Genomic DNA, 25927 nt, shown 5'->3' with positions numbered 1-25927 from the left:
CGCATTCAGCGTCTGGACTGTGATTGTGAGGCGTGGGACGCGGCAGTAGGTTTGAAGCATCTGCTGCCGGAGAAACGACCATGCCTGAGTACAAAGCTCCCCTGCGCGACATGCGCTTCCTGATCGACCACGTCTTCGATTTCCATAGCAACTACGCCGCGCTGGGCGCCACGGATGCCAGCCCGGACATGGTCAATGCGATCCTCGAGGAAGGTGCGAAATTCTGTGAAAACGTGCTCGCCCCGCTCAATCGCAGCGGCGACGAGGAAGGCTGCCATTTCGACAACGGCGTGGTGACAACGCCTACAGGCTTCAAGCAAGCCTTCGCACAGTATGTTGAGGGCGGCTGGCATGGACTGGCGGCCGATCCGGTTTACGGCGGCCAGGGGCTGCCGAGCTCACTGGGCCTGGTGATCAGCGAAATGGTCGGTTCCAGCAACACCTCCTGGGGCATGTACCCCGGCCTGACCCACGGCGCGATGTCGGCGATCCACGCCCATGGCACCGAAGAACAAAAGCAGACCTACCTGAGCAAACTCACTGCCGGCCAATGGACCGGCACCATGTGCCTGACCGAAGCCCATTGCGGCACCGACCTGGGCCTCATCAAAACCCGCGCGGTACCCCAGGCTGACGGCAGCTACGGGATCACCGGCAGCAAGATTTTCATCTCCGCCGGCGAGCACGACATGAGCGACAACATCATTCATCTGGTGTTGGCCAAACTGCCGGATGCGCCGGCCGGGACCAAGGGCATTTCGCTGTTCATCGTTCCCAAATTCCTACCCAACGACGCAGGTGACGCGGGCGAGCGCAATGGTGTTTCCTGTGGCTCCATCGAACACAAAATGGGCATCAAGGCCTCGGCCACCTGCGTGCTGAATTTTGATGACGCCAAGGGCTTCCTGATCGGCGAAGCCAACAAGGGCCTGAACTGCATGTTCACCATGATGAACCACGCACGGCTGGGCACCGGCATGCAGGGGTTGTGTCTGGGAGAGGCGAGTTTCCAGGGCGCAATCAAATACGCCAACGATCGCCTGCAAATGCGTTCGTTGACCGGGCCCAAAGCCCCGGAAAAAGCCGCCGACCCGATCATCGTCCACCCCGACGTACGACGGATGTTGCTGACCATGAAGGCCTTCAACGAAGGCAATCGCGCACTGACCTATTTCACCGCGCAATTGCTGGACGCCGCCCATCTGAGCCCGGATCAAGCCGCCCGGCAGGAGGCCGAGGACCTGTTGGCGTTCCTGACGCCGATCTGCAAAGCGTTCATGACCGATACCGGCCTGGAAGTGACCAACCACGGCATGCAGGTGTTTGGCGGCCACGGCTTTATCCGCGAGTGGGGCATGGAGCAGTTGGTACGCGATTGCCGGATTGCGCCGATCTACGAGGGCACCAACGGCATTCAGGCGCTGGACCTGCTGGGGCGAAAAGTCCTCGGCAGTCAGGGGAAATTGCTGCGAGGCTTTACCAAAATCGTTCATAAGTTCTGCGCGGCGAATACCGAGCATCCGCAACTCGGCCGCTTCGTCGCCCAGCTCAACGGCTTGAATCAGCAGTGGGGCGAAGTGACCACGCAGATCGGCATGGCGGCAATGAAGAACCCGGATGAAGTGGGCGCTGCGTCGGTGGATTACTTGATGTACAGCGGTTACATCATCCTTGGCTATCTGTGGCTGCGTATGGCGCTGGTGGCTCAAGCACAGTTGGACGCGGGCAGCGGCGATGGGGATTACTGCCAGGGCAAACTGGCGACGTGCGAGTTCTACTTCAAGCGTCTGCTGCCGCGCACCGCCGCTCATCGGGCGGCAATCGAGGCCGGGAGTGATTGCCTGATGAAGTTGCCGGCGGAGTTGTTTGCGCTTTAATTATATTTAAGAGCTTCGCGGGCAAGCCTCGCTCCTACAGGTCTGGTGTCGTTCGCGAAGTTTGCGTACGCCGAAGACCTGTAGGAGCGAGGCTTGCCCGCGATTGCGTTTTACCAGGCGCACATCAATGACTAAAAATTACAAATCGGTCATGAGCTGACCCTATGTGTCGTAAAAGTTGTTGGGTTACACTCGGGCCCAACGAAAGCACCACTCCTACGAATCACCTGTTTAGATCTTGCGAGGTTTGCCATGGCTGACTACAAAGCGCCCCTGCGCGATATGCGCTTCGTCCTCAATGAAGTTTTCGAGGTCGCCAAACTCTGGGCCGAGCTGCCGGCACTGGCCGATACCGTCGATGCCGAAACCGTCGAAGCCATTCTCGAAGAAGCCGGCAAGGTCACCAGTAAAAGCATCGCGCCCCTGAGCCGTGCGGCTGACGAAGAAGGTTGCCATTGGGCGGACGGTGCCGTCACCACGCCGGCAGGTTTCCCACAGGCTTATCAGACTTACGCCGAAGGTGGTTGGGTCGGCGTCGGTGGCGATCCGGCCTACGGCGGCATGGGCATGCCCAAGGCCGTTTCGGCCCAGGTCGAAGAAATGGTCAACTCCGCCAGCCTGTCGTTCGGTCTGTACCCGATGCTGACCGCCGGCGCCTGCCTGTCGATCAACGCCCACGCCAGCGATGAGCTGAAAGCTGCGTACCTGCCAAACATGTACGCCGGTGTCTGGGCCGGTTCCATGTGCCTGACCGAACCGCACGCCGGTACAGACCTGGGGATCATCCGCACCAAGGCTGAACCTCAGGCCGACGGTTCCTACAAAGTCAGCGGCACCAAGATCTTCATCACCGGTGGCGAACACGACCTGACCGAAAACATCATTCACCTGGTGCTGGCCAAACTGCCGGACGCGCCGGCGGGCCCGAAAGGCATTTCGCTGTTCCTGGTGCCGAAGTTCATGGTCAATGCCGATGGCAGCCTGGGCGCGCGCAACCCGGCGAACTGCGGTTCGATCGAACACAAGATGGGTATCCAGGCGTCCGCGACGTGTGTGATGAACTTCGACGAAGCCGTGGGTTACCTGGTCGGCGAGCCGAACAAAGGCCTGGCGGCGATGTTCACCATGATGAACTACGAGCGTCTGGGTGTGGGCATCCAGGGCCTGGCCACGGGCGAGCGCTCGTACCAGAACGCCGTCGAATACGCCCGCGATCGCCTGCAAAGCCGTTCGCCGACCGGCGCGCAGAACAAAGACAAAGTCGCAGACCCGATCATCGTCCACCCCGACGTGCGTCGCATGCTGCTGACCATGAAAGCCTCGAACGAAGGCGGCCGTGCGTTCTCCACTTACGTGGCGATGCAACTGGACACCGCCAAGTTCAGCGAAGACCCGACCACCCGCAAACGCGCGGAAGATCTGGTGGCGTTGTTGACCCCGGTGGCCAAGGCATTCCTGACCGATCTGGGCCTGGAAACCACCGTGCACGGCCAGCAAGTGTTCGGCGGCCACGGCTACATCCGTGAGTGGGGCCAGGAACAACTGGTTCGCGACGTGCGCATCACCCAGATCTACGAAGGCACCAACGGCATTCAGGCGCTGGATCTGGTCGGGCGCAAGATCGTGGGCAGCGGCGGTGCGTTCTACAACCTGTTCGCTGATGAGATCCGTCATTTCACCGCGACCGCCAGTGCTGACCTGGCGGAGTTCACCAAGCCGTTGAACGACGCGGTGACCACCCTCGATGAACTGACCGCATGGCTGCTGGACCGGGCGAAAAACAACCCGAATGAAATCGGCGCGGCGTCGGTCGAGTATCTGCAAGTATTTGGATACGTTTCCTACGCCTACATGTGGGCACTGATGGCCAAGGCTGCTTTCGGCAAAGAAGCGCAGGATGATTTCTACGCGAGCAAACTGGGTACGGCGCGGTTCTATTTCGCCCGTCTGCTGCCACGGATTCACTCGTTGAGCGCGTCGGTGAAGGCGGGTAGCGAGTCGCTGTTCCTGCTGGACGCATCGCAGTTCTGACCTTGTAACGTCATGTAAGCAATCTCTTACATAACGTGCTGCTGTTCTCCCATAGGCGCGGATTGGATCCAGAGCTAATCTACTTCACATGGACGTCGCGCAGGAAGCGCAAAGCAACAACACGGACACGTAGGATTCTGCCAGGACGGCGGAGTGAAATGGATGTCAGGGAAACAGTCTGCAAAGCCCCGCTTCGGCGGGGTTTTCTTTTGCCTGCAGAAAAGTGCTCAGGTCATGGAGTCCAGTGGCGCCGGGCCGTTCAAGCGGTCATCGGGACCATTGAACACTTCTTCCAGCAAGGTGCGCAGCAACGCCAGCGAGGCTTGTTGCCGTTGCACATCTCGACACACTAACCCGACTTTCAGCGGTACTCGCGGCTCGGTCAGTGGCTTCCACAGCAGTTCGTTATTGCCCAGGGCCTTTTGCGAGCGCCCGGGCAGCACCGTGGCCAGCCGCGTGTGGGGCAGGCTGTCGAGAATCCCCGCCATGTTGTTCAGTTCCGCCTGCACCTGCGGGCGCCGTCCCAGGCTGGCCAATTGCGCCTGCCAGATCTGCCGCAGTTGAAACTCTTCGCCCAACAGCAACATCGGCAATTCCGCGGCTTGACTCATGGAGACTTTCTTGAATTCGCGCAACGGATGGTCCGCCGGGATGACCAGCGTCAGTTCATCTTCGTACAGCATCACGCCATGCAACCCCGGCTGACGGGGCGGCAAGTAGCTGATGCCAATGTCCAGCGAGCCACTGAGCAACCGTCGCTCGATCTCCAGGCCGGTCAGCTCATAGATCTGCACCACCAGATGTGGCTGCGCCTTGCGCACCCGTTCGAGCATCTGCGGCACCAGGCTGGTGTGAACCGTCTGCAACACACCGATGGCCAAGGTGCGCAACGCCTGACCCTTGAAGTTGCCCAGCGCTTCCCGCGCCCGTTGCAGCCCATCCAGCAACGGCAGGGCGTGGTTGTACAACGTGTGAGCGGCGAGGGTCGGCAGCAAGCGTTTGCTGCTGCGTTCGAACAGGCTGACATCGAGGTTCTGTTCGAGGTGGCGAATTTGTTGTGACAGCGCCGGTTGGGAGATCGAAAGTCGCTCGGCAGCCCGGCCCACGTGGCCTTCTTCGTAGACCGCGACGAAATAACGCAGTTGCTTGAAATCCATAAGGTGTACTTATCGAAAATGCTGTGAAATCGAAATGGCTCAACGCCGTGCCTGAGCCTAGTCTAACCGCATTCACAAGGCTTACAGGGCCGGAAAGCACGATGAATACCGTTCGCGTAGAAGGTGTTTACATAGGAAAGACAAAAAACCTCAAACGAGGCTTTTTGAGATGAATCTGTTCAGTTTGCGCCGCACTCCACCGAGTCTCGATGACCTGGCCATGGACGCCTCGTTGCCATCCCGTAGCGACAACCTTTCCAGCGAGTGCCTGATGCCCAGTGTCGAGCGGCCGCAGCAGATTTTCCTGCGCGGGCAAGGCTCGTGGTTGTGGGACAGCGATGACCGCGCGTACCTGGATTTCACCCAGGGCGGCGGCGCCAACAGCCTGGGGCACAGCCCATCCGTGTTGGTTAACGCTATTTCCGATCAGGCTCGTTCGCTGATCAATCCCGGTTTCGGCCTGCATAACCGCGGCATGCTCAACCTCGCCGAACGCCTCTGCGCCAGTACCGGCAGCGATCAGGCCTACCTGCTCAACAGTGGCAGCGAGGCCTGTGATGCGGCGATCAAACTGGCGCGCAAGTGGGGTCAACTGCATCGCGGTGGTGCTTCGCGGATCATTGTGGCCAACAACGGCTGCCATGGCCGTAGTCTCGGGACGATATCTGCGTCAGACAGTTCGAACCTGACTAATCGATTCGAGCCGCAGTTGCCAGGCTTCAGCCACGTTCCGTTTAACGACCTGCCGGCGCTGCATGCGGCTGTGGACGCGCAAACCGTCGCCATCATGCTTGAGCCGATCCAGAGCGAAGCCGGGGTGATTGCGGCTGACGAGCATTACCTCAAAGGCGTCGAGCGCTTGTGCCGTGAGCTGGGCATCCTGCTGATCTTCGACGAAGTGCAAACCGGGATCGGCCGCTGCGGCACGCTGCTCGCGGAACAATCCTACGGCGTACGGGGCGATATCGTCGTGCTCGGCAAAGGCCTGGGTGGTGGCGTGCCGTTGGCGGCGCTGCTGGCCCGGGGCAAGGCGTGCTGTTTCGATCTCGGTGAAATGACCGGCACCCATCACGGCAACGCGCTGATGACTGCGGCCGGCCTGGCCGTGCTCGATAGCGTTCAAGACAAAGGTTTCCTCGAGCATGTGCAGAAAACCGGCCAATACCTGGGTGAAGGTCTGGGACGCCTGGCCCATCGTTACGGCCATGGCGAATTGCGCGGGCAAGGCCTGCTCTGGGGCTTGACGCTGTCAGACGATTCCGCAGACGCGGTGGTCAAAGCGGCGCTTCACGAAGGCTTGCTGCTCAACGCCCCACAACCCGATTGCCTGCGCTTCACCCCGTCCCTCACCGTCAGCAAGGCCAACATCGACGAAATGCTCCTGCGCCTGGCCCGAGCCTTCTCCCGGGTCCGCACCGCGCAACTGCAATGCCGCAAAGGGATTGCCGTCTGATCTGACCCGTCCTACACGAATTCAAGAACCGTCTCGCGGTAATAACGCACGCCCCACGCCTGATTCTTTTGGCGTGGGGCGTTTTTTTGTCTCTGCGTTTTGCCAAAGGCGATTGGGTGCTTGAGCGATGGCTGGATCGGTGGCTTTTTAGAGGGCATCGGCAGGGAGTGCCGGTGCCAGCGATACAACTTTGCTGAAGCGCTGGTTTTGAAATCTGTACCACTGAGATGCTCAATGGGCAGGCTGACAATCTCGGAGGTGGTGTCTGGAAGAAACGTTTGAATGCCAACCGTCATCGATCAATTGTTTTGGCCAAAGGTAATGGTTACTGGGTTTATCAGTTTCTATATGCCAAGAAAGATCAGAGCAATATCAGTCAGGCCGATCTGGCCGGTTTTCGGAAAATAGCGAAGACCTATGAGGCGCTGACAGAGATGCAAGTCCAGTACTTACTGGATACGAAGGAGTTCATGGAGGTTCTTTATGAGTAAGAAATGCAGAAGTGAGGCATTAGAGTCGATGCACGAATCAGCCCGTGCCCTATTCGCCATCGGTGCAATCAGCAAGGCCACAATGCGCGAATTCGACGAGTCCTGCCTGGCGAAAGTGCCGGACGCAATCCCGGCAGAACAGATCAAAGCGCTGCGTGAAAGTAACAATGTCAGCCAACCAGTATTCGCCCGTTATCTGAACACCAGCGCTTCGACGATCAAGCAATGGGAAGCGGGCGACAAGCACCCCAGCGGCATGGCGCTCAAGTTGCTGAGCATCGTTCAGAAATACGGTCTTGAGATACTGGCCTGAAGAACTGCACTGAACCCTGACGAACGGCGCAGGTCGATTGGTTGTGAGGCTCACACGAGCCCACTTCAAATCAGGAGCTGCCCCATGGATTTCATTCGCATCATCATCGCCATTCTGTTGCCGCCCCTGGGTGTGTTTCTGCAAGTCGGTTTCGCCGGCGCGTTCTGGCTGAACATTCTGCTGACGTTGTGCGGTTACATTCCGGGGATCGTGCATGCGGTGTACATCATCGCCAAGCGCTGAGATTAGCGGTGTCAGGTAGATCGCTTTCGCGAGCAGCCCGCTCCCACAGTGACCGAGTCCTTTCAACAGAATACGGTCGAGTGTGGGAGCGGGCTTGCTCGCGAATGAGGCACCGCGATTTTTGCTCTGGGCGCGCCCCTCAGTCCATCAACGCCATCACCCGCCGATAAAACAACCACTCCTGTTCCAGTGCATGGGCCTGGTTGCCTGCCTTGCGAAAGCCATGGCGCTCATCTGCGTAGTAATGCGCTTCAACCAGAATGTCGTTGGCTTGCAGTGCCGTGACCATGTCGCGGGTTTGCTGCGGTACCACCACGGCATCCAGTTCGCCCTGAAAGAAAATCACCGGCACCGCGATGCTGCTCGCGTGCAGCAACGGCGTTCGGGCGGCGTAACGTTCGGCGTCTTGAAGCGGATCGCCGATCAGCCAATCCAGATAATCGCCTTCAAATTTGTGGGTCGCCTTGCCCAGCGCCACGGGATCGCTGACGCCATACAGACTGGCGCCGGCGCGGAAGACGTTATGAAAGGCCAGTGCGCAAAGGGTGGTGTAACCGCCGGCACTGCCGCCGCGAATGAAGGCCTGGTCACCGTCGATCAGTCCGCGTTCGGCGAGATAAGCGACCACGGCGCAGGCATCCTCCACATCGACATCACCCCAACTCAAGTACAGCGCTTGGCGATAAGCCCGGCCATAACCGCTGCTGCCGCGATAGTTGAGGTCGGCCACGGCGAAGCCACGCTGCGCCCAGTACTGGATGCGCGGGTCGAGCATTGGATAACAGGCCGAGGTCGGGCCGCCATGGATAAAAACCACCAGCGGCGGTTTTGCAGCGCCGGTCATCGCCGGGTAGAAGAAACCATGGGCCTCACCCGAGCCGCTGGGGTAACGCAGGGTTTGCGGACGGCTGATCTTTTTGGCGGGGAGCGGTGCGATACCGCCGGCCAAGACCTTGGTCTGGCGGGTTGTGCGGTCGATTGAAATCACCGTCGAGGAACTGACCGGCGAGGCTGCGATGCAGTAAATGAACTGTTCATCGAGTGCGAGACTTCGGAAACGGCTGTAGTCCCCGGTGAAGTCTTCTGCGGTGTCGCCGCAAAGGCCCAAGCGGCCAAACCCGCCTTCGGTCCAACTGGCCAGATACGTGTCGTCGCTCACCGGTAACCAGGTGCAGCCACCCAATTGCCAAGGCGCGGGACCGTGATCGGCTGCGGTGCTCGGCAATGGCCTCAGGCCTTCGCCGGTTTCCACCCACGGTTGCCAAAACCCGTTGCGATCGGTCAGGCAATACAAACGACCCTTGGCGTCGAACCGAGGTTGCTGCACAGACTCCTGCACCCCATCGCCCGCCAAACAACGCGGCTGGCCAAAACCACCCTCATCCTGGCGTTCGGCAACCATCAAGCGAGTCGCGGTCCACGGCTGATCCGGTCGGCTCCATTCGATCCAGGCCAAACGCCTGGCATCCGGACTCAGCGTCGGCGCGGCGTAAAAATCCGCACCTTCGGCCAGCAGATGACGCGCACCGTCCGCCAGGTCGATGGCCACCAACCGATGCTGATGGCGATGCTCTTCAACCGCCAGCACCTGCCCGTTGGCAAATTGCACATCGCCATAACGGCACTCACCCGATGTCAGCCGCTCAGGCGTTTCGCCCTTCAGCGATTGCCGGTACAACTGCTGGTCGGCCTCATTGACGAAAACCACCCCGTCATCCGTCAGACAAAACGCCCCACCGCCATATTCGTACACCCGGCTGCGCACACTGAATCCTGGCGGCGTCAGGCATTGCGCCTGGCCGTCGCGCCAATGCCAGATCCGGCAGGCCGCATCCTCGGGACGGTACTCGTTCCAGAACAGACCCAGGGTGCCCAGTTGCAACTCGGCGAAGTCGATCCCGGCCGCAACGGCTTTGATGGCGCTCAAAGGCTCAGCCTTTGGCGATGAGGCGTGAGTTTCGTTCATTGCGAAAGGCCAGTTGTTCGATGGTTTGGGTCGCGTGCTCGGCTTCTTCGCGGGCCTTGAGAATCACGCCGTGATGTTCCGATTTGCTGCACACCGGGTCGGCATTGCTGGCATCGCCGGTGAGCATAAAGGCCTGGCAACGACAGCCGCCGAAGTCCTTTTCTTTCTCATCGCAGGAGCGGCACGGCTCGGGCATCCAGTCGTAACCGCGAAAGCGGTTGAAGCCGAACGAGTCGTACCAGATGTGCTGCATGCTGTGGTCGCGCACGTTGGGAAATTGCACCGGCATCTGTCGGGCGCCGTGACAGGGCAACGCAGTTCCGTCCGGCGTGACTGTCAGAAAAATACTGCCCCAGCCATTCATGCAGGCTTTCGGGCGTTCTTCGTAATAGTCCGGGGTGACGAAAATCAGCTTGCACGGATGCCCTTCGGCTTCCAGTTTGGCGCGGTATTCATTGGTGACACGCTCGGCGTTGACCAGTTGTTCCTTGGTCGGCAACAGACCGACACGATTGAGCTGCGCCCATCCGTAAAACTGGCACGTCGCGAGTTCAACGAAATCCGCCTCAAGGGCGATGCACAGCTCGATGATCCGGTCGATCTTGTCGATGTTGTGCCGATGGGTAACGAAGTTCAGCACCATCGGATAGCCGTGGGCTTTCACCGCGCGGGCCATTTCGAGTTTTTGCGCGAAGGCTTTTTTCGAGCCGGCCAACAGGTTGTTCACTTGCTCGTCACTGGCCTGGAAACTGATCTGGATATGGTCCAGGCCGGCCTTCTTGAAATCGCTGATTTTCTGCTCGGTGAGGCCAATGCCCGAGGTGATCAGGTTGGTGTAGAAACCCAACTTGCGCGCCTCGGCAATCAGCTCGGCGAGGTCCTGACGCACCAGCGGTTCGCCGCCGGAGAAACCCAACTGCGCCGCGCCCATCTCCCGCGCTTCGCGGAATACCTTGATCCACTGCTCGGTGCTGAGTTCTTTGCCCTGCTCGGCGAAGTCCAGCGGATTGGAGCAATACGGGCATTGCAGCGGACAGCGATAGGTCAGCTCGGCCAGCAACCATAGCGGCAGGCCGATTTCCGGTTTGGGCGGTAACTTGTCTGACACGGAATCAGGCAAGGTCGATCCAGTGCTGAGCACGGGCAACCTCCATGAATTGCTCGATGTCTTCAGCGAGCTCGGGCACGCCGGGGAACTGCGCATCAAGTGTGGCGATGATCGCCGCGACATCCCGCTCGCCGTCGATCAAGCCACCGATCAGCGCAGCGCTTTCATTGAGTTTGATCATGCCTTCGGGGTACAGCAGCACATGGCCTTTCTGCGCCGGTTCGTACTGGTAGCGGTAGCCGGTACGCCAGGTCGGGGTTTTGCTGCGATCGAAACTCATAAGGTGATTCCTTTATGCCAGGCCCGTTGCTCGGTCACGCTGTGATACGGCGGGCGATTCAACTCGTAGGCCATGGTCATGGCGTCGAGCATGCTCCAAAGAATGTCCAGTTTGAACTGGAGAATTTCCAGCATGCGCTCCTGGCCTTCCCGCGTCGTGTAGTGCTGCAACGTGATCGCCAGACCGTGCTCGACATCACGACGGGCCTGGCCCAGGCGTGTGCGGAAATACTCGTAACCGGCCGGGTCGATCCACGGGTAATGCTGCGGCCAACTGTCGAGGCGCGATTGGTGGATCTGCGGCGCGAACAGTTCGGTCAGTGAGCTGCTGGCGGCTTCCTGCCAACTGGCGCGGCGGGCGAAGTTGACGTAGGCGTCCACGGCGAAACGCACGCCGGGCAGCACCAGTTCCTGGGAGCGCAATTGATCCGGGTCGAGGCCGACGGCTTGGCCCAGACGCAACCAGGCTTCGATCCCGCCGTCTTCGCCGGGGGCGCCGTCGTGGTCGAGCAGGCGTTGAATCCACTCGCGACGGATCTCGCGGTCCGGGCAATTGGCGAGGATCGCGGCGTCCTTCAGGGGGATGTTCACCTGATAGTAGAAGCGGTTGGCGACCCAGCCCTGGATCTGCTCGCGGGTCGCCCGGCCTTCGTACATCGCCACGTGGTACGGGTGGTAGATGTGGTAATAGGCGCCCTTGGCGCGCAGGGCGGCTTCGAATTCGCTGGGAGACATTGGGGTGTCAGTCATTTCGGTTCTCCGGGTAGGACCGGTGGATTCTTTGGTGTCTGGTCTGACGTTTTCGCGGGCAAGCCTCGCTCCTACAAGGGAAAGCGACAAACCTGTAGGAGCGAGGCTTGCCCGCGAAGGGGCCGTCCGCTACAGCACAATACTCATACCGTCATACGCCACTTCAACCTCACGCCGCGCCAACTCCGCGCGCTGCGGCGAATCCTCATCGAGAATCGGGTTGGTGTTGTTGATGTGGATAAGCACTTTGCGCTGCTTGGGCAGTTGCTCCAGCACTTCCAGCATGCCGCCGGGGCCGTTCTGCGCCAGGTGGCCCATTTCCCGACCGGTGCGGGTGCCGACGCCACGGCGCTGCATTTCGTCGTCATCCCACAGCGTGCCGTCCACCAGCAGGCAATCGCTGCTGGCCATGATCTCCAGCAACGGTGCGTCCACCTTGCCCAGGCCGGGTGCGTAGAACAGTTTGCCGCCGGTGCTGAGGTCTTCGACGATCAGGCCAATGTTGTCGCCCGGGTGCGGGTCGAAGCGGTGTGGCGAGTAGGGCGGGGCAGCGCTGCGCAGTGGCAGCGGGGTGAAGCGCAGGTTCGGGCAGGCCGCGACGGTGAAACTCTGGTCGAGTTCGATACGGTTCCAGTCCAGCCCGCCATTCCAGTGGGTCAGCATGGTGAACAGTGGAAACCCGGTGCTGAGGTCTTCGTGGACCATGTCGGTGCACCAGACTTGATGCGGGCAACCTTCGCGCAGGCTGAGCAGGCCGGTGGTGTGGTCGATCTGGCTGTCCATCAGGATGATCGCGCTGATTCCGGTGTCGCGCAGCGCCCGGCCCGGTTGCATCGGGACGAAGCTCTGGAGCTGGGCACGGATGTCCGGCGAGGCGTTGCACAGCACCCAGTTCACGCCGTCATCGGAAATCGCGATGGACGACTGGGTACGAGCCTTGGCGTTCAGGCTGCCGTCGCGAAAACCGGCGCAGTTCACGCAGTTGCAATTCCACTGCGGGAAACCACCGCCGGCGGCGGAACCTAGAATCTGGACAAACATGGCCGCTCCATCATTTTGAACACTGAAAATAAAAACGCCTCGGCAGACCGAGGCGTTGCACAACGATACAAACTTAGCGGCTTGCGAAGTACATGGTGACTTCAAAGCCGATACGCAGGTCGGTGTAAGCAGGTTTGGACCAGGACATGGGAGTGCTCCTTTCAGGTGGATGGGACAACTGAGACCTATACATATAGTCCACCTCCAGTCGGAGATGTTCAGATAGTTAGGTGGCTATGTTACTCAAAATTACAGAACCGTTGCCCGTGAAACTTTGAGAAAGCTAATTGCAGCGTCGGTAATGATCATTTTGCCGCTTGCCAAGGCGCGCCCGGACACGCCTCGCTTGCCAGGCAAAGCCAACCACCGTCGGCGTTATTCAGGCGTTGGGCGGCGGCAAGCAGGGCGGGCCGGTCAGTGTTCAGGATTGCTTCTGACAGTTGTGTCAGGTAATCCGACGAGTGGCCCGCCAGTTTGCCTTGCCAGAGCAGTTCGGCAGCCTGGGCGCCGGGCAGGGAGGCGATGTCGAATTGATCGGCGAGGGCGTGACGCTGAGTCAGGTAAGTCGCTTCGGCGGTGCTGTGGATCAGTTCGGTCAGCCCGTTCAGGAAGTCTTTGATGTGTTCCAGTAAACCAGCCGCAGCGACATTCGGCGATTGCACGCCGAACAGCAAACCGGACCGGCCGTTTATCTGGCGTAGCCCGCTGAACACCGCATAACCCAGTTGAAGCTCGACCCGCAGGCGTTGGTAAAACGGCGTTTGACTCAGGTGAGCGAGCAGGCGCCAGGAGGCTTCGTCAGAAAGGTCCTGAGTGGCTGTAGGACAGAACAGCAGCAACGCGTGTTCGCTGGAACCGGTGTCGATGCGGTTCCACCGATGCCGGGCGTTGATCAGGGGTGGTGGCGTCAGCTGACTGTCCGCGTTGCCGGGGATGCGGCTCAAGGCAACGCCCATCGCGGCTTGTGTCTGGGCGGACAGACCGACTGCCAGTCCATCCCAGCGGGCGCCAGACCAGAGTTGTTGCAGGTCGGCGGAACTGGCGGTGTGTTGAACGCAATGTTCAGGCAGCGCTTTGAGTAGCTGTCGAATAGGTATCAGCGCAGGACTGGTCGCCTCTGTTTGTGGGAAACCGGCATCAGCATTTGTCAGAGCGCTCAGCGCATGTTCGAGGACTGTTGGCATCGGCTCCTGTAAACCGGTCATTTTCATCAACCATTCATTGCCCATTGCGCTGAAGGACAAATCAACACCGGCCTGGCGGGCGTCCTCCGACAACGGCTTAAGACGGGTTTCCAGGTGCGATTGAAGACGACTGTCCGGCGCCGAATCCAGACGCCAGCGCACATAGATCGCGCCTTCATCAGTATTCCCGGGCAACGCCTGACTGAACTGCATCGGCGAACGTTCGCGACGACCGCGTGAGCGATCCTGGGCAAATGTACGCAAACCACGGTGGGCACTGGTCTGGCCACGGATCAACCCGGCATTCGTGGCGGGTGCTTCGGCGCGCAAGAACGGGTTGGGCGCCGGCAATTGCCATTGGCCGCTGAAGTTATCCACAGCGCCGATTTGTTTCAGGATTTCCTTGAGGGCTGCGACACCTTGCTCGGATAAGCCGGTTTCGAGCTGTTCGGCGTCACGCTGGGCCAGTTGCAAGGCGCCGCTGATTTGCTGTTGGCGTTGTAGCAGGGTCGCGTATTCGTTGCGCAGTCCGCTCCAGTCTTGTTGAGCGGCAAAGAACCCCAGCCAATCCATCAGTTGTTCGCGGATCGCGGCCGACGGCGTGTTGGCTGGGTGTTTGAGTTCGATATGCAGCAAGGCTTGTCCGTCGTAGTGGTACAACGGCGCGGCTTTCAGGCTCTGCGCCAAATCGCTGTCTTGCAGTTTGGCCAGCAGACCACCGGGTTTCGCAGCGTTCAGCCAATGACACAGGAATGCCAAGGCTTCGGGTGAGGAGCCGGGTAGCGCTTCGAAGGTGAACAGCAGATCCACACGATGCTCGCCGACCTGTTGATAACTCTTGTCGGAAGAATCCATCAGAGGAGTTGGCGCGAGCTGTAGGGTTTTTCTACCTTGAGTAATGACGCCCCCGAACGCCTCGGCCAGCGCTCTCAATTCATCAAGACTTTGCGGCCCTGCCAAACTCAAAGTCATCTGCCCGGTTTGATAAAAACGCTGATAAAAGTCTTTCAACGCCTGCTGAAACTCAGGCTGCGATACCGGCAGGCTGTCGCGGTTGCCGGCATGAAATCCCCTTAGCGGGTGAGCTTCTGATAGCCCATCGAACAGTGCGAGTTGCTGCTGAGCCGCCGCATCCTGGGACCACGCCACAAACTCGGCCTGCAACACTTCCCGTTCCCGCAACTGATCGTCCTGATTCATACGCGGGTGAGCGAGCATGTCTGACAGACGCTCCAACCCACCGGGAAACGCTTGAGGCGCGAGTTCGAAAAAGAAGTCCGTAGTGCGCTCATTGGTGCGGGCATTCAACTGCCCGCCGTGACCCTGTACGTAGGCCATCAGCCCTTCGCCGGCAGGAAAGCGCTCAGTTCCCAGAAACAGCAGATGCTCAAGAAAGTGCGCCAGTCCGGGCCAGGCCAAAGGCACGTCATGACTGCCGGCCGCCACCCGCAGCGCCGCCGCACAGCGCTTCAAATTCGGGGCATGACGCAGCGTCACCCGCAGGCCGTTGGCCAGGGTTTCAGTGTGGGGGCGGGGGTGATTCAGCGCAGGCATGAGCACTTCCAGAACAGAGAAGCGCTAATGCTAGCGGATTACAGGGGTTCAGCGCTTGTTAAGGTCAGTGTAAAGCTCGGGACGGCGATCAAGCAGGTAACGGTTGGCCGCGCGGGAATCGACCATTAGCTGCCGATCCAACTCACCGACAATCAGCGCTTCATCCAAACCGGCCTGGGCAATACGGCTGCCATCCGGCGCGGCGATGCTGCTTTGGCCGCAATACTGGATCTCGCCTTCCTGGCCGCAGTAGTTGGTGTAAGCCACATAACACTGATTTTCAAAGGCTCGGGCGCGGACGGTGACATCGGCGACGAAGTCGAAGGGAATCATGTTGGCGGTCGGCACCAGGATCAGCTCGGCGCCGGCCAGGGCAAGGCGCCGGGCGTTTTCCGGGAATTCCATGTCGTAGCAAATCAGGAATCCAAGCTTCCAGCCATTGAGTTCAACCAGCGGGAAATCATTGCCGCCGGCGCTGAACATCGAATGATCAAGATCGCCGAACAGGTGCGTCTTGCGGTAGTTGCACAGGCGTTCCCCATTCGCGTCGATCAACTGCACCGAGTTGTAGATCTGGCCGTCTTCGCTGCGCTCGGGATAGCCATAAAGAATCGCAATCCCGGCAGTCTTCGCGATGCGCGCCACCTGCTGCGCCGATTCACCGTTGTGCACTTCGGCGAGGACACTGACCGCATCGACGCCGATGTTGTAGCCAGTCAAAAACATCTCCGGCACCACCAGCAAATCGGCGCCTTTGGCCTCCAGCGCCAGTTGATGCAGGCGTTGCAGATTTCCGGCGACATCCAGGGGCAGCGGTGGACATTGGTAAAGGGCTACACGCATTTCGGATTCCTCTTACTCGGGCAGGGCGATCGGACCGATCTCGTTGAACACATCTCCTGGACCCGGGTTCTCGGCGTGAGTTTCACCGCCGAAGTGTTTCATGATGCCCCACACCGCGTTGAGCGAAGTCTGCACCGCGCCTTCAACCCAGGCCGGCGTCCACGAAACGTCGTCGCCGGCGATGAAAATCCCGCGCTGTTCGGCCGGCATGTCGTCCTGCATAAAGTGCGCGTACATGCGCTGGTTGTAGCGATAGTGGCCGGGCAGGGCGCCTTTGAACGCGCCGAGGAAATGCGGGTCGGCTTCCCAGGACACGGTGATCGGGTCGCCAATGATTCGCGCGGCGATATCGACTTTCGGGTAGATCTTCTTCAACGCATCCAGCGCCAGCTTCACGCGTTTTTCCACTGGCTGCGGGAGCATTTTCAACGCGTCGCTCATCCACGAGTACGACAGGCAAATCACACCTGGCTTGTCGTCGCCGTTGTCGAACAGGTAAGTGCCACGGGTCAGGCGATCGGTGAGGGTCATGCTCATCAGGTCGCGACCGGTTTCCGGGTCTTTGTCCTTCCAGAACGGCCGGTCAACCATCACAAAGGTTTTCGACGATTGCATGTAGCGGGTGCGGTCGAGGGCCATCCACATCTTTTGCGAGAACAGGGTTTCGTCGCATTCGATCTGGGTGGTCAGCAGCCAGCTCTGGCAGGTGGTCAGTACGGCGGCGTATTCACGGGTATCGCCCCAGTTATCGGTGACGGCAAAACGACCGTCCGCCGCGTGGGCAATTTTCTTCACGCCCGTGCGCGGTGCGCCGCTGTGCAGGGAGCTGAGGCTGGTGCCCTCCGGCCAATGCACGCAACGTTCCGGCACATGGCGCCAGATGCCCAGGGGCACTTGTTCCACGCCGCCGACCACCAGGTGCTGGTGATCGTCGCAGTTGGTCATCACCACGCGGAAGATTTCCAGCATCGAGTTCGGGAAGTCCGAATCCCAGCCGCCGGTGCCGAAGCCTACCTGGCCGAACACTTCGCGGTGATGGAACGACAGCTTGGCGAAGGCTTTGGAGGTGGCGACGAAGTCGTAGAAGGTGCGGTCGTCCCACAAAGGAACCAAGGTGTTCCACAACGCTTTGAGGCGCGGCACGTCGCGGTCGCGGATGGCTTGCTGGATCTCTTTGAAGCGCGAACCGTCTTCCAGCGCATCCGCCCAGGCGTCAGCCACTTCCTGGAACAGTGCAGGAAGATCCGACAGTTTCTGTGCGTAATGGGTCTGGCCTTCCAGATCGATCACCGTACTGCCGGACGCGGGCGTCAGCGGGTTCGGGAACGGTTTGGTTTCCAGGCCGAGTTTGTCGACGTAGTGATAAAACGCGGTGGACGACACCGGGAAGCGCATGCCGCCCAGTTCGGCGATGATGCCTTCGGCGCCGTTGAACGCCTGGGAGCGCAGACGACCGCCCATCTTCGAGGCTTCATAGACGACGGGTTTGAGGCCCAGCTTCATCAGCTCATAAGCCGCCACCAAACCGGCGATCCCGCCACCGACGATCGCCACTTCGGCACCGTGGTTGTGCTCCGGAATGCTGCCGAGGCCGGCCGGGTGCTCGATCCAGTCGTCGAAGGCGAACGGGAAGTCCGGACCGAAAATGGTGACTGGTTTCTTACCGTCTGCAGGATGGCGATTGTTCTTGTTCATGGCTGACCTTGCTGGCGACCCGACGCGGAATGCGCGTCTGAGTATAGGAAAAGATGGCAGCCATTCTAGAGAGCATGGAACACGTTAATAAGGCGCAATGTGTCGTCGTTTTGCTAATTACATGATCAATATGACGATCAATAACTGCACACTGTCCAATGTAGGCGCGGGCTTGCTCGCGAGGAGGCCATGTCAGTCGCCATCAATGTTGCCTGACACCCCGCATTCGCGAGCAAGCCCGCTCCCACATTAAACAGCGTCTAAACCGGCTGCCCCCGATCAATCTTGCTGCTCAAGATGATCGAAGTGGTGGTCTTCTCCACCCCATCCACACTGCCAATCTGATCCAGCAACTGATCCAGCTGCTCCGGCGAATCGGTACGCAACCACGCCACATAATCAAATTCGCCACTCACCGCGCAGAGCTGCTGAACCTGAGCCATCGCACTCAACCGGCGCAACACTTCCTTGCCGGAACGCGGTTGTACGGTGATACCGACATACGCCTGCAAGCCGCCATCCACCACGCGCTGACCCAAACGCACGCCATAACCGGTAATCACCTTGGCCTTTTCCAGCCGCGCCAATCGCGAAGTGACGGTGGTTCGCGCGATGCCCAGTTGCCGTGCGAGCATGGCCACGCTTTCACGGGCGTTGATTTGCAGGGCTGCGATCAACTGGCGGTCGATTTCGTCGAGTGCAGGTGGGCGGGTGTCAGGCAAGGGGGGCTCTCCGGCGGAATACATCAATGGGGCAGCATGTTACAGACACATCCCACGCAGCGCTCGCAGCCGCCATAACATTGGGTTTGCAGTCGCAGGAGCGTCTTAAGTTATGACGGTGTCTTGTTGCGCTAAGGTCCGTCGGGTTTCCAAGCCCGATCACTGCATTGGTAATGATCCTCGGAGAGTATCCCGTCGAACAAAGTCCCAACCAGGGGACGAAGTGCCCAAATTTGGCAATGACAGGACCATAAAAAGTTGCCTACAGCCTCGGCGGGCGCCTTCCGATAAACCACTGTCGGCACGAAATATAGCCTATGTGCAGAAAGGAAAAATGACGCGTGAGCCAGCAGCCCAGAAGGTGGACATCGCATATAAAAAAGCCCGGAATTTTTTGCCGGACTTCAAATTAGAGCTAGCAAGATCAAGCGCATGCTTTGTCCTGATTGTGCCATCCACCTTCAAACTCAAGATTCAGTTTGTAGAGCTCGTGGTCCAGTTTGTTGATGGTGTTGATAGCCGCCATCAAATCTGCTTCGCCCGTTTTGGCTTCAAGATAAAGGCCCCGTAAGTACCGATCATTCACCATCGGGATTTTGTCGGTTTTTTCCCAGATCGCTACGGCCTGACTGGTCAAGCCGACAATCTCGGCGAGGCTTTCCTGGGACAGACCAAGCTCTTTTCTTAAAAATCTAAACTCAGCACCTGTCAGCACTGAAGGTTTAACAGCAATTGCCTTGCCGATTACATCATGCAGGCCTTTCACATCCGTGATGGCAACAGACTCGCCATAGGCGGTCACTTTCACCACGAAGCCGTTGCTAAGCCATACGTTTGGCAAGCCGCTTTCTACGTAGTGGTACATAAAATTCATCCCTTCTTTTGAATCGCGGTCACTATGACGAGAAATGTCCCGTCGTCATCGATGTCGATCGCGCCAACAATCTGGAGAGGCGACCCGGCCCTAAACCAGGAAATAGTGAACCTCCAGTCACCCCCAGGCTGCTGGAACGGCCCTTCGATAATCTCCCCTTTACCTAAACAGTCCATCACATCTGGCATGTTCACACCCCGTTCGATCATCCGTGCCTTTGCGTGCGGGGAGTAGAAAATGCGCTCTGAGATCTGCGAAAGCTCACGAATTATCTGAAGAGCTTTCTTTTTTGGCAGTGGAAAAGGAAGAAGAGGGCTCATTTTTTTCTATAGTATTTATAGGTTGAGCCATCCTAAAGTTCAAGGCTGGTTTGTCAATTTCAGGTGTGTTTCTGCGGATTACGTTGTTGCTCTGATGGATCGACGTGGACACTTCGGTTTTTTTGAGGAAAAAGTCGACATCAAAAATCTAACGTCCGGACACGAAAAAGCCGCGTAAATACGCGGCTTTTTGTTTGGTGGGCCCACACGGACTTGAACCGTGGACCAAAGGATTATGAGTCCTCTGCTCTAACCAACTGAGCTATAGGCCCTCAGTAGGTCGCGGATTATAGCGACGGTTTCTCGGCTGTGCTATCCGAAAAATCTGATACGGCTATACGAAGAAACGTTGCGGCGAATTCCTCTGGCGGTAATGGCAGGCTGACGATGTAGCCCTGGATCTGTTCGCAGCCTTCGAGGGCGAGGAATTCCTGCTGGGCCTGGGTTTCGACGCCCTCGGCGATGATGGTGAATTGCATGCTGCGACCCAGCGCGATGATGGCCCGCACAATGGCCGCGTCGTGGGGGTCATCCGGCAGCCCGCGGACAAAGGACTGGTCGATTTTGAGGATGTCCAGCGGCAGGCGTTTGAGGTAGCTCAGGGACGAATAGCCGGTGCCGAAGTCATCGATTGCCAGTTGCACACCCAAGCGTTTGAGTTGGTGCAGTACCGCCAACGCTTCTTCGGCCTGGCTCATGATGAAGTTTTCGGTAATTTCCAGTTGCAGAAAACCGGGCTTGAGACGGTTGTCCTTGAGCAGTTGTTCGATGCGCCCGAGCAGGTTCGGCTGGCGCAATTGTGCGCCGGCGAGGTTGACCGACAGCGGGCCGGGGCTTTCGTAGAGCTGATTCCACTCGAACATCTGTCGGCAGGCCGTTTCGAGCACCCAATCGCCGATTTGCAAGATCATGCCGTTTTCTTCGGCCAGGGGAATGAAGTGTTCCGGTGGTACGTCGCCAAAGGTTGGATGACGCCAGCGAATCAGCGCCTCGGCACCCACCAGGCGATGGTCGGCGAGGCTGATCTTCGGTTGGTAGTAGAGGTGCAATTCGTTGCGCTCGATGGCGCGCCGCAATTCGTGCTCCAGTGCCACGCGTTCGCTGGCCTGGGCGGTGAGGTCGCGGGTATAGCTTTCGACCCGGTTGCGGCCCTTGGCCTTGGAGCGGTACATCGCCGCGTCAGCGTTCTTGACCAGGGTGGCGACGTCGCAGCCATCCTTGGGATACAGGCTGGTGCCGATGCTCGCGCTGATGAAGAACTCGTGCTCGCCAGCCTGGAACGGTGCGCCGAAGCAATTGAGCAGTTTGGTGGCGATGTGGTCGGCATCGCTGGATTGCTGGAGGCCGGGCAGCAGGATGATGAACTCGTCGCCACCCAGGCGCGCCACGGTGTCGATGTCTCGCAGTTGCTCTTTGAGGCGCACGGCGATGCCTTTGAGCAGCAGGTCGCCGACCGGGTGACCGAGGCTGTCATTGATGTGTTTGAAGCGGTCCAGGTCGAGGAACAGCACCGCGCCCTGACCACCGTTTTCCTGCTGGTTATTGAGTGCGGTCAACAGTCGGCTTTCGAACAGCGTGCGGTTCGGCAGGCCGGTCAGCGGGTCGTGGTGGGCCTGGTAGTCAAGCTTGGCCTGGGCGTGTTTGAGGCTGGAAATGTCTGCGAACACCGCCACAAAGTGCGTGATGAACTTGTCGCGGTTGCGCACGGCGCTGATGGTCAGCCAGCTCGGGTACAGCTCGCCGTTTTTGCGCCGGTTGGAAATCTCGCCTTGCCAGTGTCCTTCATCGGTCAATTGATGCCACATGGCCGCATAGAACGCGCTGTCATGCAGGCCCGAAGCGAGCAGGCGAGGGGTGTGGCCCAATGCTTCGCTCTCGCTGTAACCGGTGATTTCGGTAAACGCCCGGTTGACCGCACTGATGTGCTGTTGGGTGTCAGTGATCAACACGCCTTCGGCAGTGCTCTCGAATACCGTCGCAGCCTGTTGCAGTTTTTCCTGCATCAAGTGCCGTTCGGTGATGTCCCGGGCGATGGTCAACATGCAGTCTTCGTCGCCGATCGGCAGCGGCCGGCTGGACACTTCGCAGAGACGGATCTGCCCGTCGCTGCGGCGGATGTGGCAACTGAAATCCCGGACGAAGCCGTCCCTGTGCAACAGATCGAGCATCTGTTTGCGCTCGTTCAGATTGACCCAGATGCCCAGGTCCAGCGCCGAGCGATCCACCGACATCGCGCTGTTGAACCCGGTAATTCGGCTGAAACCCTCGTTGACCTCCAGTAGCAAGCCATCGCTCTGCCGTGACAGCAGCAAGCCGTCAGGGGAGGCGTGGAAGGCCTTGGCGAACTTCTCCTCGGAGGTTTGCAGTTGTTGTTGGGTTTCCTTGAGCTGGCTGATGTCCCGGACCACCACCACCAGCGCCGGCGTTGTATCGAGATCAAACGGCTCGGCGGAAATCAGGCCGGTGAACACCTGGCCGTTGTTACGGCGAAAAGGCATCTCCAGATTGCGGATGCTGCCAGCCTGCAAGCGCTGCAACAAACCCGGCCCTACGCCCGGAATGCCCCAGATATTCAAATCGGTGGCGGTCTGACCGATGACTTCTATGGCTTTGAGGCCGATCTGTTCCTCAAACGCTTCGTTGACCTCCAGCAAGCAGCCGTCGGACAGTCGCGCAATCACCAGGATGTCCGGGCATTGCTGGAACACCGAAGCAAACTTCTGCTCCGACAGGCGCAGGGCCTCTTCCGTGCGCTTGGCTTCACTGATGTCGATCATCAGCCCGCGCAACACGGGCTCATGGCCGTGCTCGATCAGGCTGACGATGTCGCGCACCCAGAGGCAGCGGCCATCGGCCGTGATAACCCGGTAATCGACGCTGTGATCGCGTCCGGCCAGCACTTCGTGGTCGCAGAAGTTTTGCGCGCGCGTCAGGTCGGCGGGGTGAATGATGTTGCGCCAGAACCCCGGAATCAGCCAATGGGACAGGGGATAGCCAAGCAGGTCTTCGGCGTGGGGCGACACGTAGCTGTAGGTGAAATCGCTGATCCGCGCTTCCCAGGCAATGGCCGACAAACTCTCCACCAGCCCGCGATAGTGATACTCGCTGCTGCGCAGTTCCTGTTCCAGATCGATTCGCCGGGCAATTTCCGAGCTCAGTCGGCGATTGATCCGGATCACCACGGCCAGCACGATGACCAGCAACAGCAGGCCCGGCAGGCCATACACCAGCAGATCCGACCAGAAAGTCCGATGATCCAGCACGTTACCGACCCAATGCTCCTGAATCGCGTTGATTTCGCTTGGGCTCATGTCCGCCAGGACTTTGTCGATGATGCCGACGAGCATTTTGTTTTTTGGCGGCACCGCCATTGCCAATTGATAGCGATAGGGTGTCTCGCCGCTGACATAGAGCCCGTCGAGCTTGAGCTGGCGCAGGCTCCAGACGCTGGAGGCAAGGTCGCCCACCACGGCGTCCACTTCATCGGTGGCCAGCGCCTGCAACGCCGAGCTGACGTTGGGCATCGGCACCAGGTTCAGGTCCGGGTGGTGGGTGCGCAGTAGTTCATGAGGTGCGTAGTTTTCCACGACGGCGATTTTCAGGCCGTACAGGTCCTCGATCTTGCGCGGTTGGGCGCCGCCGACATGGGCAAGGATGACAATCGGAAAGTCCAGGTACGGACGGGTGAACGCCAGATAGGCCTGGCGTTCCGGGGTCGACATGATGCCCGGCAACAGGTCCAGTTTGCCCTGTTTGACCTGTTCCAGGACGACCGTCCAGCTCACCGGCTCGATGGGCGTCAGTTTGATGTCCAGGCGTTGGCGGATCACGTTGATGTAGTCGGCGGCCAGGCCCTGGTAACGGCCCTGCTCGTCGCGGAACTCAAACGGTGGCCAGGACGCATCGACGCCCAGACGCAGGTCCGGGTGGGCCGCCAGCCAGCTACGTTCGTCGTCGGTCAGAGTCAGCGCGCCAGCCGTTGCGGTCCAGGTCATCAGCGACAGCAAAAAAAGCACGGTCGGCAGTCTGGGCATAACGGTCTCGTTATGGCTCGGGGGGAATGTTTCGAGTGTAGACGGGCAATTCGGCGGGGGGGCGATGCGGGGGATTTAATCTGCAAAAAGCAAAACCCCCGGCCTGGGCCGGGGGTTCTGTGATCACTCGTCGAGGAAGGAGCGCAAATGCTCGCTTCTCGTCGGGTGGCGCAGCTTGCGCAGCGCCTTGGCTTCGATCTGACGAATCCGTTCACGGGTCACGTCGAACTGCTTACCAACCTCCTCAAGGGTGTGGTCGGTATTCATGTCGATACCGAAGCGCATGCGCAGAACCTTGGCTTCACGTGCAGTGAGGCCGGAGAGAACTTCGCGAGTCGCTTCTTTAAGGCTCTCAACGGTTGCAACATCGATTGGCGACTGCATGGTCGAGTCTTCGATGAAGTCACCCAGGTGGGAGTCTTCGTCATCACCGATCGGGGTTTCCATGGAGATCGGCTCTTTAGCGATCTTCAATACCTTGCGGATTTTATCCTCAGGCATTTCCATGCGTTCGCCCAGCTCTTCCGGGGTCGGTTCGCGACCCATTTCCTGCAACATCTGCCGGGAAATACGGTTGAGCTTGTTGATCGTCTCGATCATGTGCACCGGAATACGGATGGTGCGGGCCTGGTCGGCGATCGAGCGAGTGATCGCCTGACGAATCCACCAGGTGGCATAAGTCGAGAATTTGTAGCCGCGGCGGTATTCGAACTTGTCTACCGCTTTCATCAAGCCAATGTTGCCTTCCTGGATCAGATCGAGGAATTGCAGGCCACGGTTGGTGTACTTCTTGGCGATGGAGATCACCAGACGCAAGTTCGCTTCAACCATCTCTTTCTTCGCGCGGCGGGCCTTGGCCTCACCGATCGACATGCGACGGTTGATGTCCTTGATCTCGGCAATCGTCAAACCGGTTTCGGTTTGCAGCGCGATCAGCTTTTGCTGGCAACGAAGGATGTCCGGTTGCAGGCGACCAATGGCTTCGGCGTATTTGCCTTTGCCTTTAGCCAAACCGTCGGACCAGCTTTCGTCGACTTCATTGCCCGGGAACTGGCGCAGGAAATCGGCACGCGGCATGCGCGCATCACGAACGCAGAGCTGCATGATCGCGCGCTCTTGCTGACGCAGACGATCCAGGGCACTGCGAACACGCTCGACCAGGCCTTCGAATTGCTTCGGCACCAGTTTGATCGGCATGAACAGCTCAGCCAGCAGCACCAGTTCGGCAATCGCCGCCTTGTTGCCACGACCGTGCTTTTTCAGCGCCTTGCGGGTGATTTCCATCTGATCGGAGACAGCGCCAAAACGCTGGGCTGCGATGATCGGATCGGGACCGCTTTCGGCTTCTTCGTCGTCGTCGGTGCTGGCTTCAGCTTCTTCGTCGTCGGTATCGTCATCCGCTTTCACGGCTTTCGGATCGACAGGCGGCGGTACTTCGGCTGCAGGCGGCGCAATGCCGTCGTCCGGGTCGATATAACCGCTCAGGACGTCGGACAGGCGTCCACCTTCGGTGGTGACGCGAGTGTATTCGGACAGAATGTGGTCAACCGTGCCAGGGAAGTGCGCAATTGCGCCCATCACTTCGCGGATGCCCTCTTCAATACGCTTGGCGATTTCAATTTCGCCTTCACGAGTGAGGAGCTCTACCGTACCCATTTCACGCATGTACATGCGCACTGGGTCGGTGGTGCGACCAATGTCGGTCTCGACCGCTGCCAACGCTGCTGCTGCCTCTTCGGCCGCGGCTTCGTCGGTATCGGCGTCGGCCAGCATAAGGGAATCCTTATCTGGCGCAACCTCGAATACGTTGATCCCCATGTCGTTGATCATGCGGATGATGTCTTCCACCTGTTCCGGATCTGAAATATCCTCCGGCAGGTGGTCGTTGACCTCCGCGTAAGTCAGGTAACCCTGCTCACGACCAAGTGTGATCAACTCTTTGATACGAGACTGCTGTTGCGCTTTTCCGGACATAACACCCTATCCACTGAA

The 25927-nt window shown here is 59.2% G+C and carries 22 protein-coding genes and 1 tRNA gene; 6 read left to right on the top strand and 17 right to left on the bottom strand.

Annotated features, from left to right (window positions below; translation table 11 throughout):
• The first annotated feature begins 80 nt into the window (after positions 1 to 80).
• Together V5E99_RS00370 and V5E99_RS00365 are read left to right on the top strand one after the other, a co-directional pair.
• A complete protein-coding gene (locus V5E99_RS00370; RefSeq protein WP_499800050.1) occupies positions 81 to 1877 on the top strand; it encodes an acyl-CoA dehydrogenase C-terminal domain-containing protein in 1797 nt (598 codons plus the stop codon).
• A gap of 252 nt (positions 1878 to 2129) precedes the next feature.
• Positions 2130 to 3908: an acyl-CoA dehydrogenase C-terminal domain-containing protein gene (locus tag V5E99_RS00365; protein WP_499800048.1), complete on the top strand. Its 1779-nt coding sequence runs from the start codon at positions 2130 to 2132 to the stop codon at positions 3906 to 3908.
• Positions 3909 to 4135: 227 nt separating this feature from the next.
• Here the strand turns inward: V5E99_RS00365 and V5E99_RS00360 are convergent, their stop codons facing one another.
• Positions 4136 to 5065 (bottom strand): LysR family transcriptional regulator, encoded by a 930-nt coding sequence (locus V5E99_RS00360; RefSeq protein WP_499800047.1) that lies wholly within the window; start codon positions 5063 to 5065, stop codon positions 4136 to 4138.
• Between the two features lie 169 nt (positions 5066 to 5234).
• Here V5E99_RS00360 and V5E99_RS00355 point away from each other — a divergent pair, with 169 nt between their 5' ends.
• Positions 5235 to 6518, top strand: a complete 1284-nt coding sequence (locus tag V5E99_RS00355) for an aspartate aminotransferase family protein (RefSeq protein ID WP_499800046.1) — start codon at positions 5235 to 5237, stop codon at positions 6516 to 6518.
• Positions 6519 to 6529: 11 nt separating this feature from the next.
• On the opposite strand, the gene V5E99_RS00350 is transcribed toward V5E99_RS00355, so the two are convergent.
• Complete coding sequence (locus V5E99_RS00350; protein ID WP_499800044.1) at positions 6530 to 6814, bottom strand: hypothetical protein; 285 nt, start codon at positions 6812 to 6814, stop codon at positions 6530 to 6532.
• Between V5E99_RS00350 and V5E99_RS00345 the strand changes: the two genes are divergently transcribed.
• The 3 genes from V5E99_RS00345 to V5E99_RS00335 all read left to right on the top strand — a co-directional run bounded on the left by V5E99_RS00345 (position 6797) and on the right by V5E99_RS00335 (position 7565).
• Positions 6797 to 7009 (top strand): type II toxin-antitoxin system RelE/ParE family toxin, encoded by a 213-nt coding sequence (locus V5E99_RS00345; RefSeq protein WP_499800043.1) that lies wholly within the window; start codon positions 6797 to 6799, stop codon positions 7007 to 7009. The two genes, V5E99_RS00350 and V5E99_RS00345, sit on opposite strands and share 18 nt — an antisense overlap.
• 28 nt (positions 7010 to 7037) lie before the next feature.
• Complete coding sequence (locus V5E99_RS00340) at positions 7038 to 7322, top strand: helix-turn-helix domain-containing protein (RefSeq protein ID WP_499800041.1); 285 nt, start codon at positions 7038 to 7040, stop codon at positions 7320 to 7322.
• 84 nt (positions 7323 to 7406) lie between these two features.
• Positions 7407 to 7565 carry a YqaE/Pmp3 family membrane protein gene (locus V5E99_RS00335; protein WP_007904205.1) on the top strand — a complete coding sequence of 53 codons (159 nt, stop codon included), beginning with the start codon at positions 7407 to 7409 and terminating at the stop codon, positions 7563 to 7565.
• A gap of 139 nt (positions 7566 to 7704) precedes the next feature.
• Here the strand turns inward: V5E99_RS00335 and V5E99_RS00330 are convergent, their stop codons facing one another.
• From V5E99_RS00330 to rpoD, 15 genes are all read right to left on the bottom strand, one after another.
• Positions 7705 to 9492 (bottom strand): S9 family peptidase, encoded by a 1788-nt coding sequence (locus tag V5E99_RS00330; RefSeq protein WP_499800038.1) that lies wholly within the window; start codon positions 9490 to 9492, stop codon positions 7705 to 7707.
• Between the two features lie 4 nt (positions 9493 to 9496).
• Positions 9497 to 10672: a pyrroloquinoline quinone biosynthesis protein PqqE gene (pqqE, locus tag V5E99_RS00325; protein ID WP_499800037.1), complete on the bottom strand. Its 1176-nt coding sequence runs from the start codon at positions 10670 to 10672 to the stop codon at positions 9497 to 9499.
• Entirely contained in the window at positions 10644 to 10919 is a 276-nt protein-coding gene (gene pqqD, locus V5E99_RS00320; RefSeq protein ID WP_499800036.1) for a pyrroloquinoline quinone biosynthesis peptide chaperone PqqD, read from the bottom strand. Before pqqD ends, pqqE begins: the two co-directional genes overlap by 29 nt.
• Complete coding sequence (gene pqqC / locus V5E99_RS00315; RefSeq protein ID WP_499800035.1) at positions 10916 to 11668, bottom strand: pyrroloquinoline-quinone synthase PqqC; 753 nt, start codon at positions 11666 to 11668, stop codon at positions 10916 to 10918. Before pqqC ends, pqqD begins: the two co-directional genes overlap by 4 nt.
• Before the next feature lie 129 nt (positions 11669 to 11797).
• Positions 11798 to 12709: a pyrroloquinoline quinone biosynthesis protein PqqB gene (gene pqqB / locus V5E99_RS00310; protein ID WP_499800033.1), complete on the bottom strand. Its 912-nt coding sequence runs from the start codon at positions 12707 to 12709 to the stop codon at positions 11798 to 11800.
• Between the two features lie 73 nt (positions 12710 to 12782).
• Complete coding sequence (pqqA, locus tag V5E99_RS00305; protein WP_009045898.1) at positions 12783 to 12857, bottom strand: pyrroloquinoline quinone precursor peptide PqqA; 75 nt, start codon at positions 12855 to 12857, stop codon at positions 12783 to 12785.
• Positions 12858 to 13014: 157 nt separating this feature from the next.
• Positions 13015 to 15447 (bottom strand): pyrroloquinoline quinone biosynthesis protein PqqF, encoded by a 2433-nt coding sequence (pqqF, locus tag V5E99_RS00300; protein ID WP_499800031.1) that lies wholly within the window; start codon positions 15445 to 15447, stop codon positions 13015 to 13017.
• Between the two features lie 48 nt (positions 15448 to 15495).
• Positions 15496 to 16290 carry a carbon-nitrogen hydrolase family protein gene (locus tag V5E99_RS00295; RefSeq protein WP_499800030.1) on the bottom strand — a complete coding sequence of 265 codons (795 nt, stop codon included), beginning with the start codon at positions 16288 to 16290 and terminating at the stop codon, positions 15496 to 15498.
• Between the two features lie 12 nt (positions 16291 to 16302).
• Entirely contained in the window at positions 16303 to 17985 is a 1683-nt protein-coding gene (locus tag V5E99_RS00290) for a flavin monoamine oxidase family protein (protein ID WP_499800029.1), read from the bottom strand.
• 260 nt (positions 17986 to 18245) lie between these two features.
• Positions 18246 to 18707, bottom strand: a complete 462-nt coding sequence (locus V5E99_RS00285) for an Lrp/AsnC family transcriptional regulator (RefSeq protein ID WP_007904219.1) — start codon at positions 18705 to 18707, stop codon at positions 18246 to 18248.
• A gap of 424 nt (positions 18708 to 19131) precedes the next feature.
• Positions 19132 to 19572, bottom strand: a complete 441-nt coding sequence (locus V5E99_RS00280; RefSeq protein ID WP_499800027.1) for a helix-turn-helix domain-containing protein — start codon at positions 19570 to 19572, stop codon at positions 19132 to 19134.
• 5 nt (positions 19573 to 19577) lie between these two features.
• Positions 19578 to 19901 (bottom strand): DUF4258 domain-containing protein, encoded by a 324-nt coding sequence (locus tag V5E99_RS00275; protein WP_499800025.1) that lies wholly within the window; start codon positions 19899 to 19901, stop codon positions 19578 to 19580.
• Between the two features lie 195 nt (positions 19902 to 20096).
• A tRNA-Ile gene (locus V5E99_RS00270) sits at positions 20097 to 20173 on the bottom strand.
• Between the two features lie 15 nt (positions 20174 to 20188).
• Entirely contained in the window at positions 20189 to 23935 is a 3747-nt protein-coding gene (locus tag V5E99_RS00265) for a bifunctional diguanylate cyclase/phosphodiesterase (RefSeq protein ID WP_499800023.1), read from the bottom strand.
• A 123-nt stretch (positions 23936 to 24058) separates the two neighbouring features.
• Complete coding sequence (rpoD, locus tag V5E99_RS00260; RefSeq protein ID WP_499800022.1) at positions 24059 to 25909, bottom strand: RNA polymerase sigma factor RpoD; 1851 nt, start codon at positions 25907 to 25909, stop codon at positions 24059 to 24061.
• Positions 25910 to 25927 lie beyond the last annotated feature (18 nt).

The organism is Janthinobacterium sp. LPB2021202312-11-4 (genome assembly GCF_037049705.1).
In the GTDB taxonomy this organism is placed as follows: Bacteria; Pseudomonadota; Gammaproteobacteria; order Pseudomonadales; family Pseudomonadaceae; genus Aquipseudomonas.
Note: the sequence above shows the minus strand (reverse complement) of the source record. Positions and strands in the feature narration are given on the sequence as shown.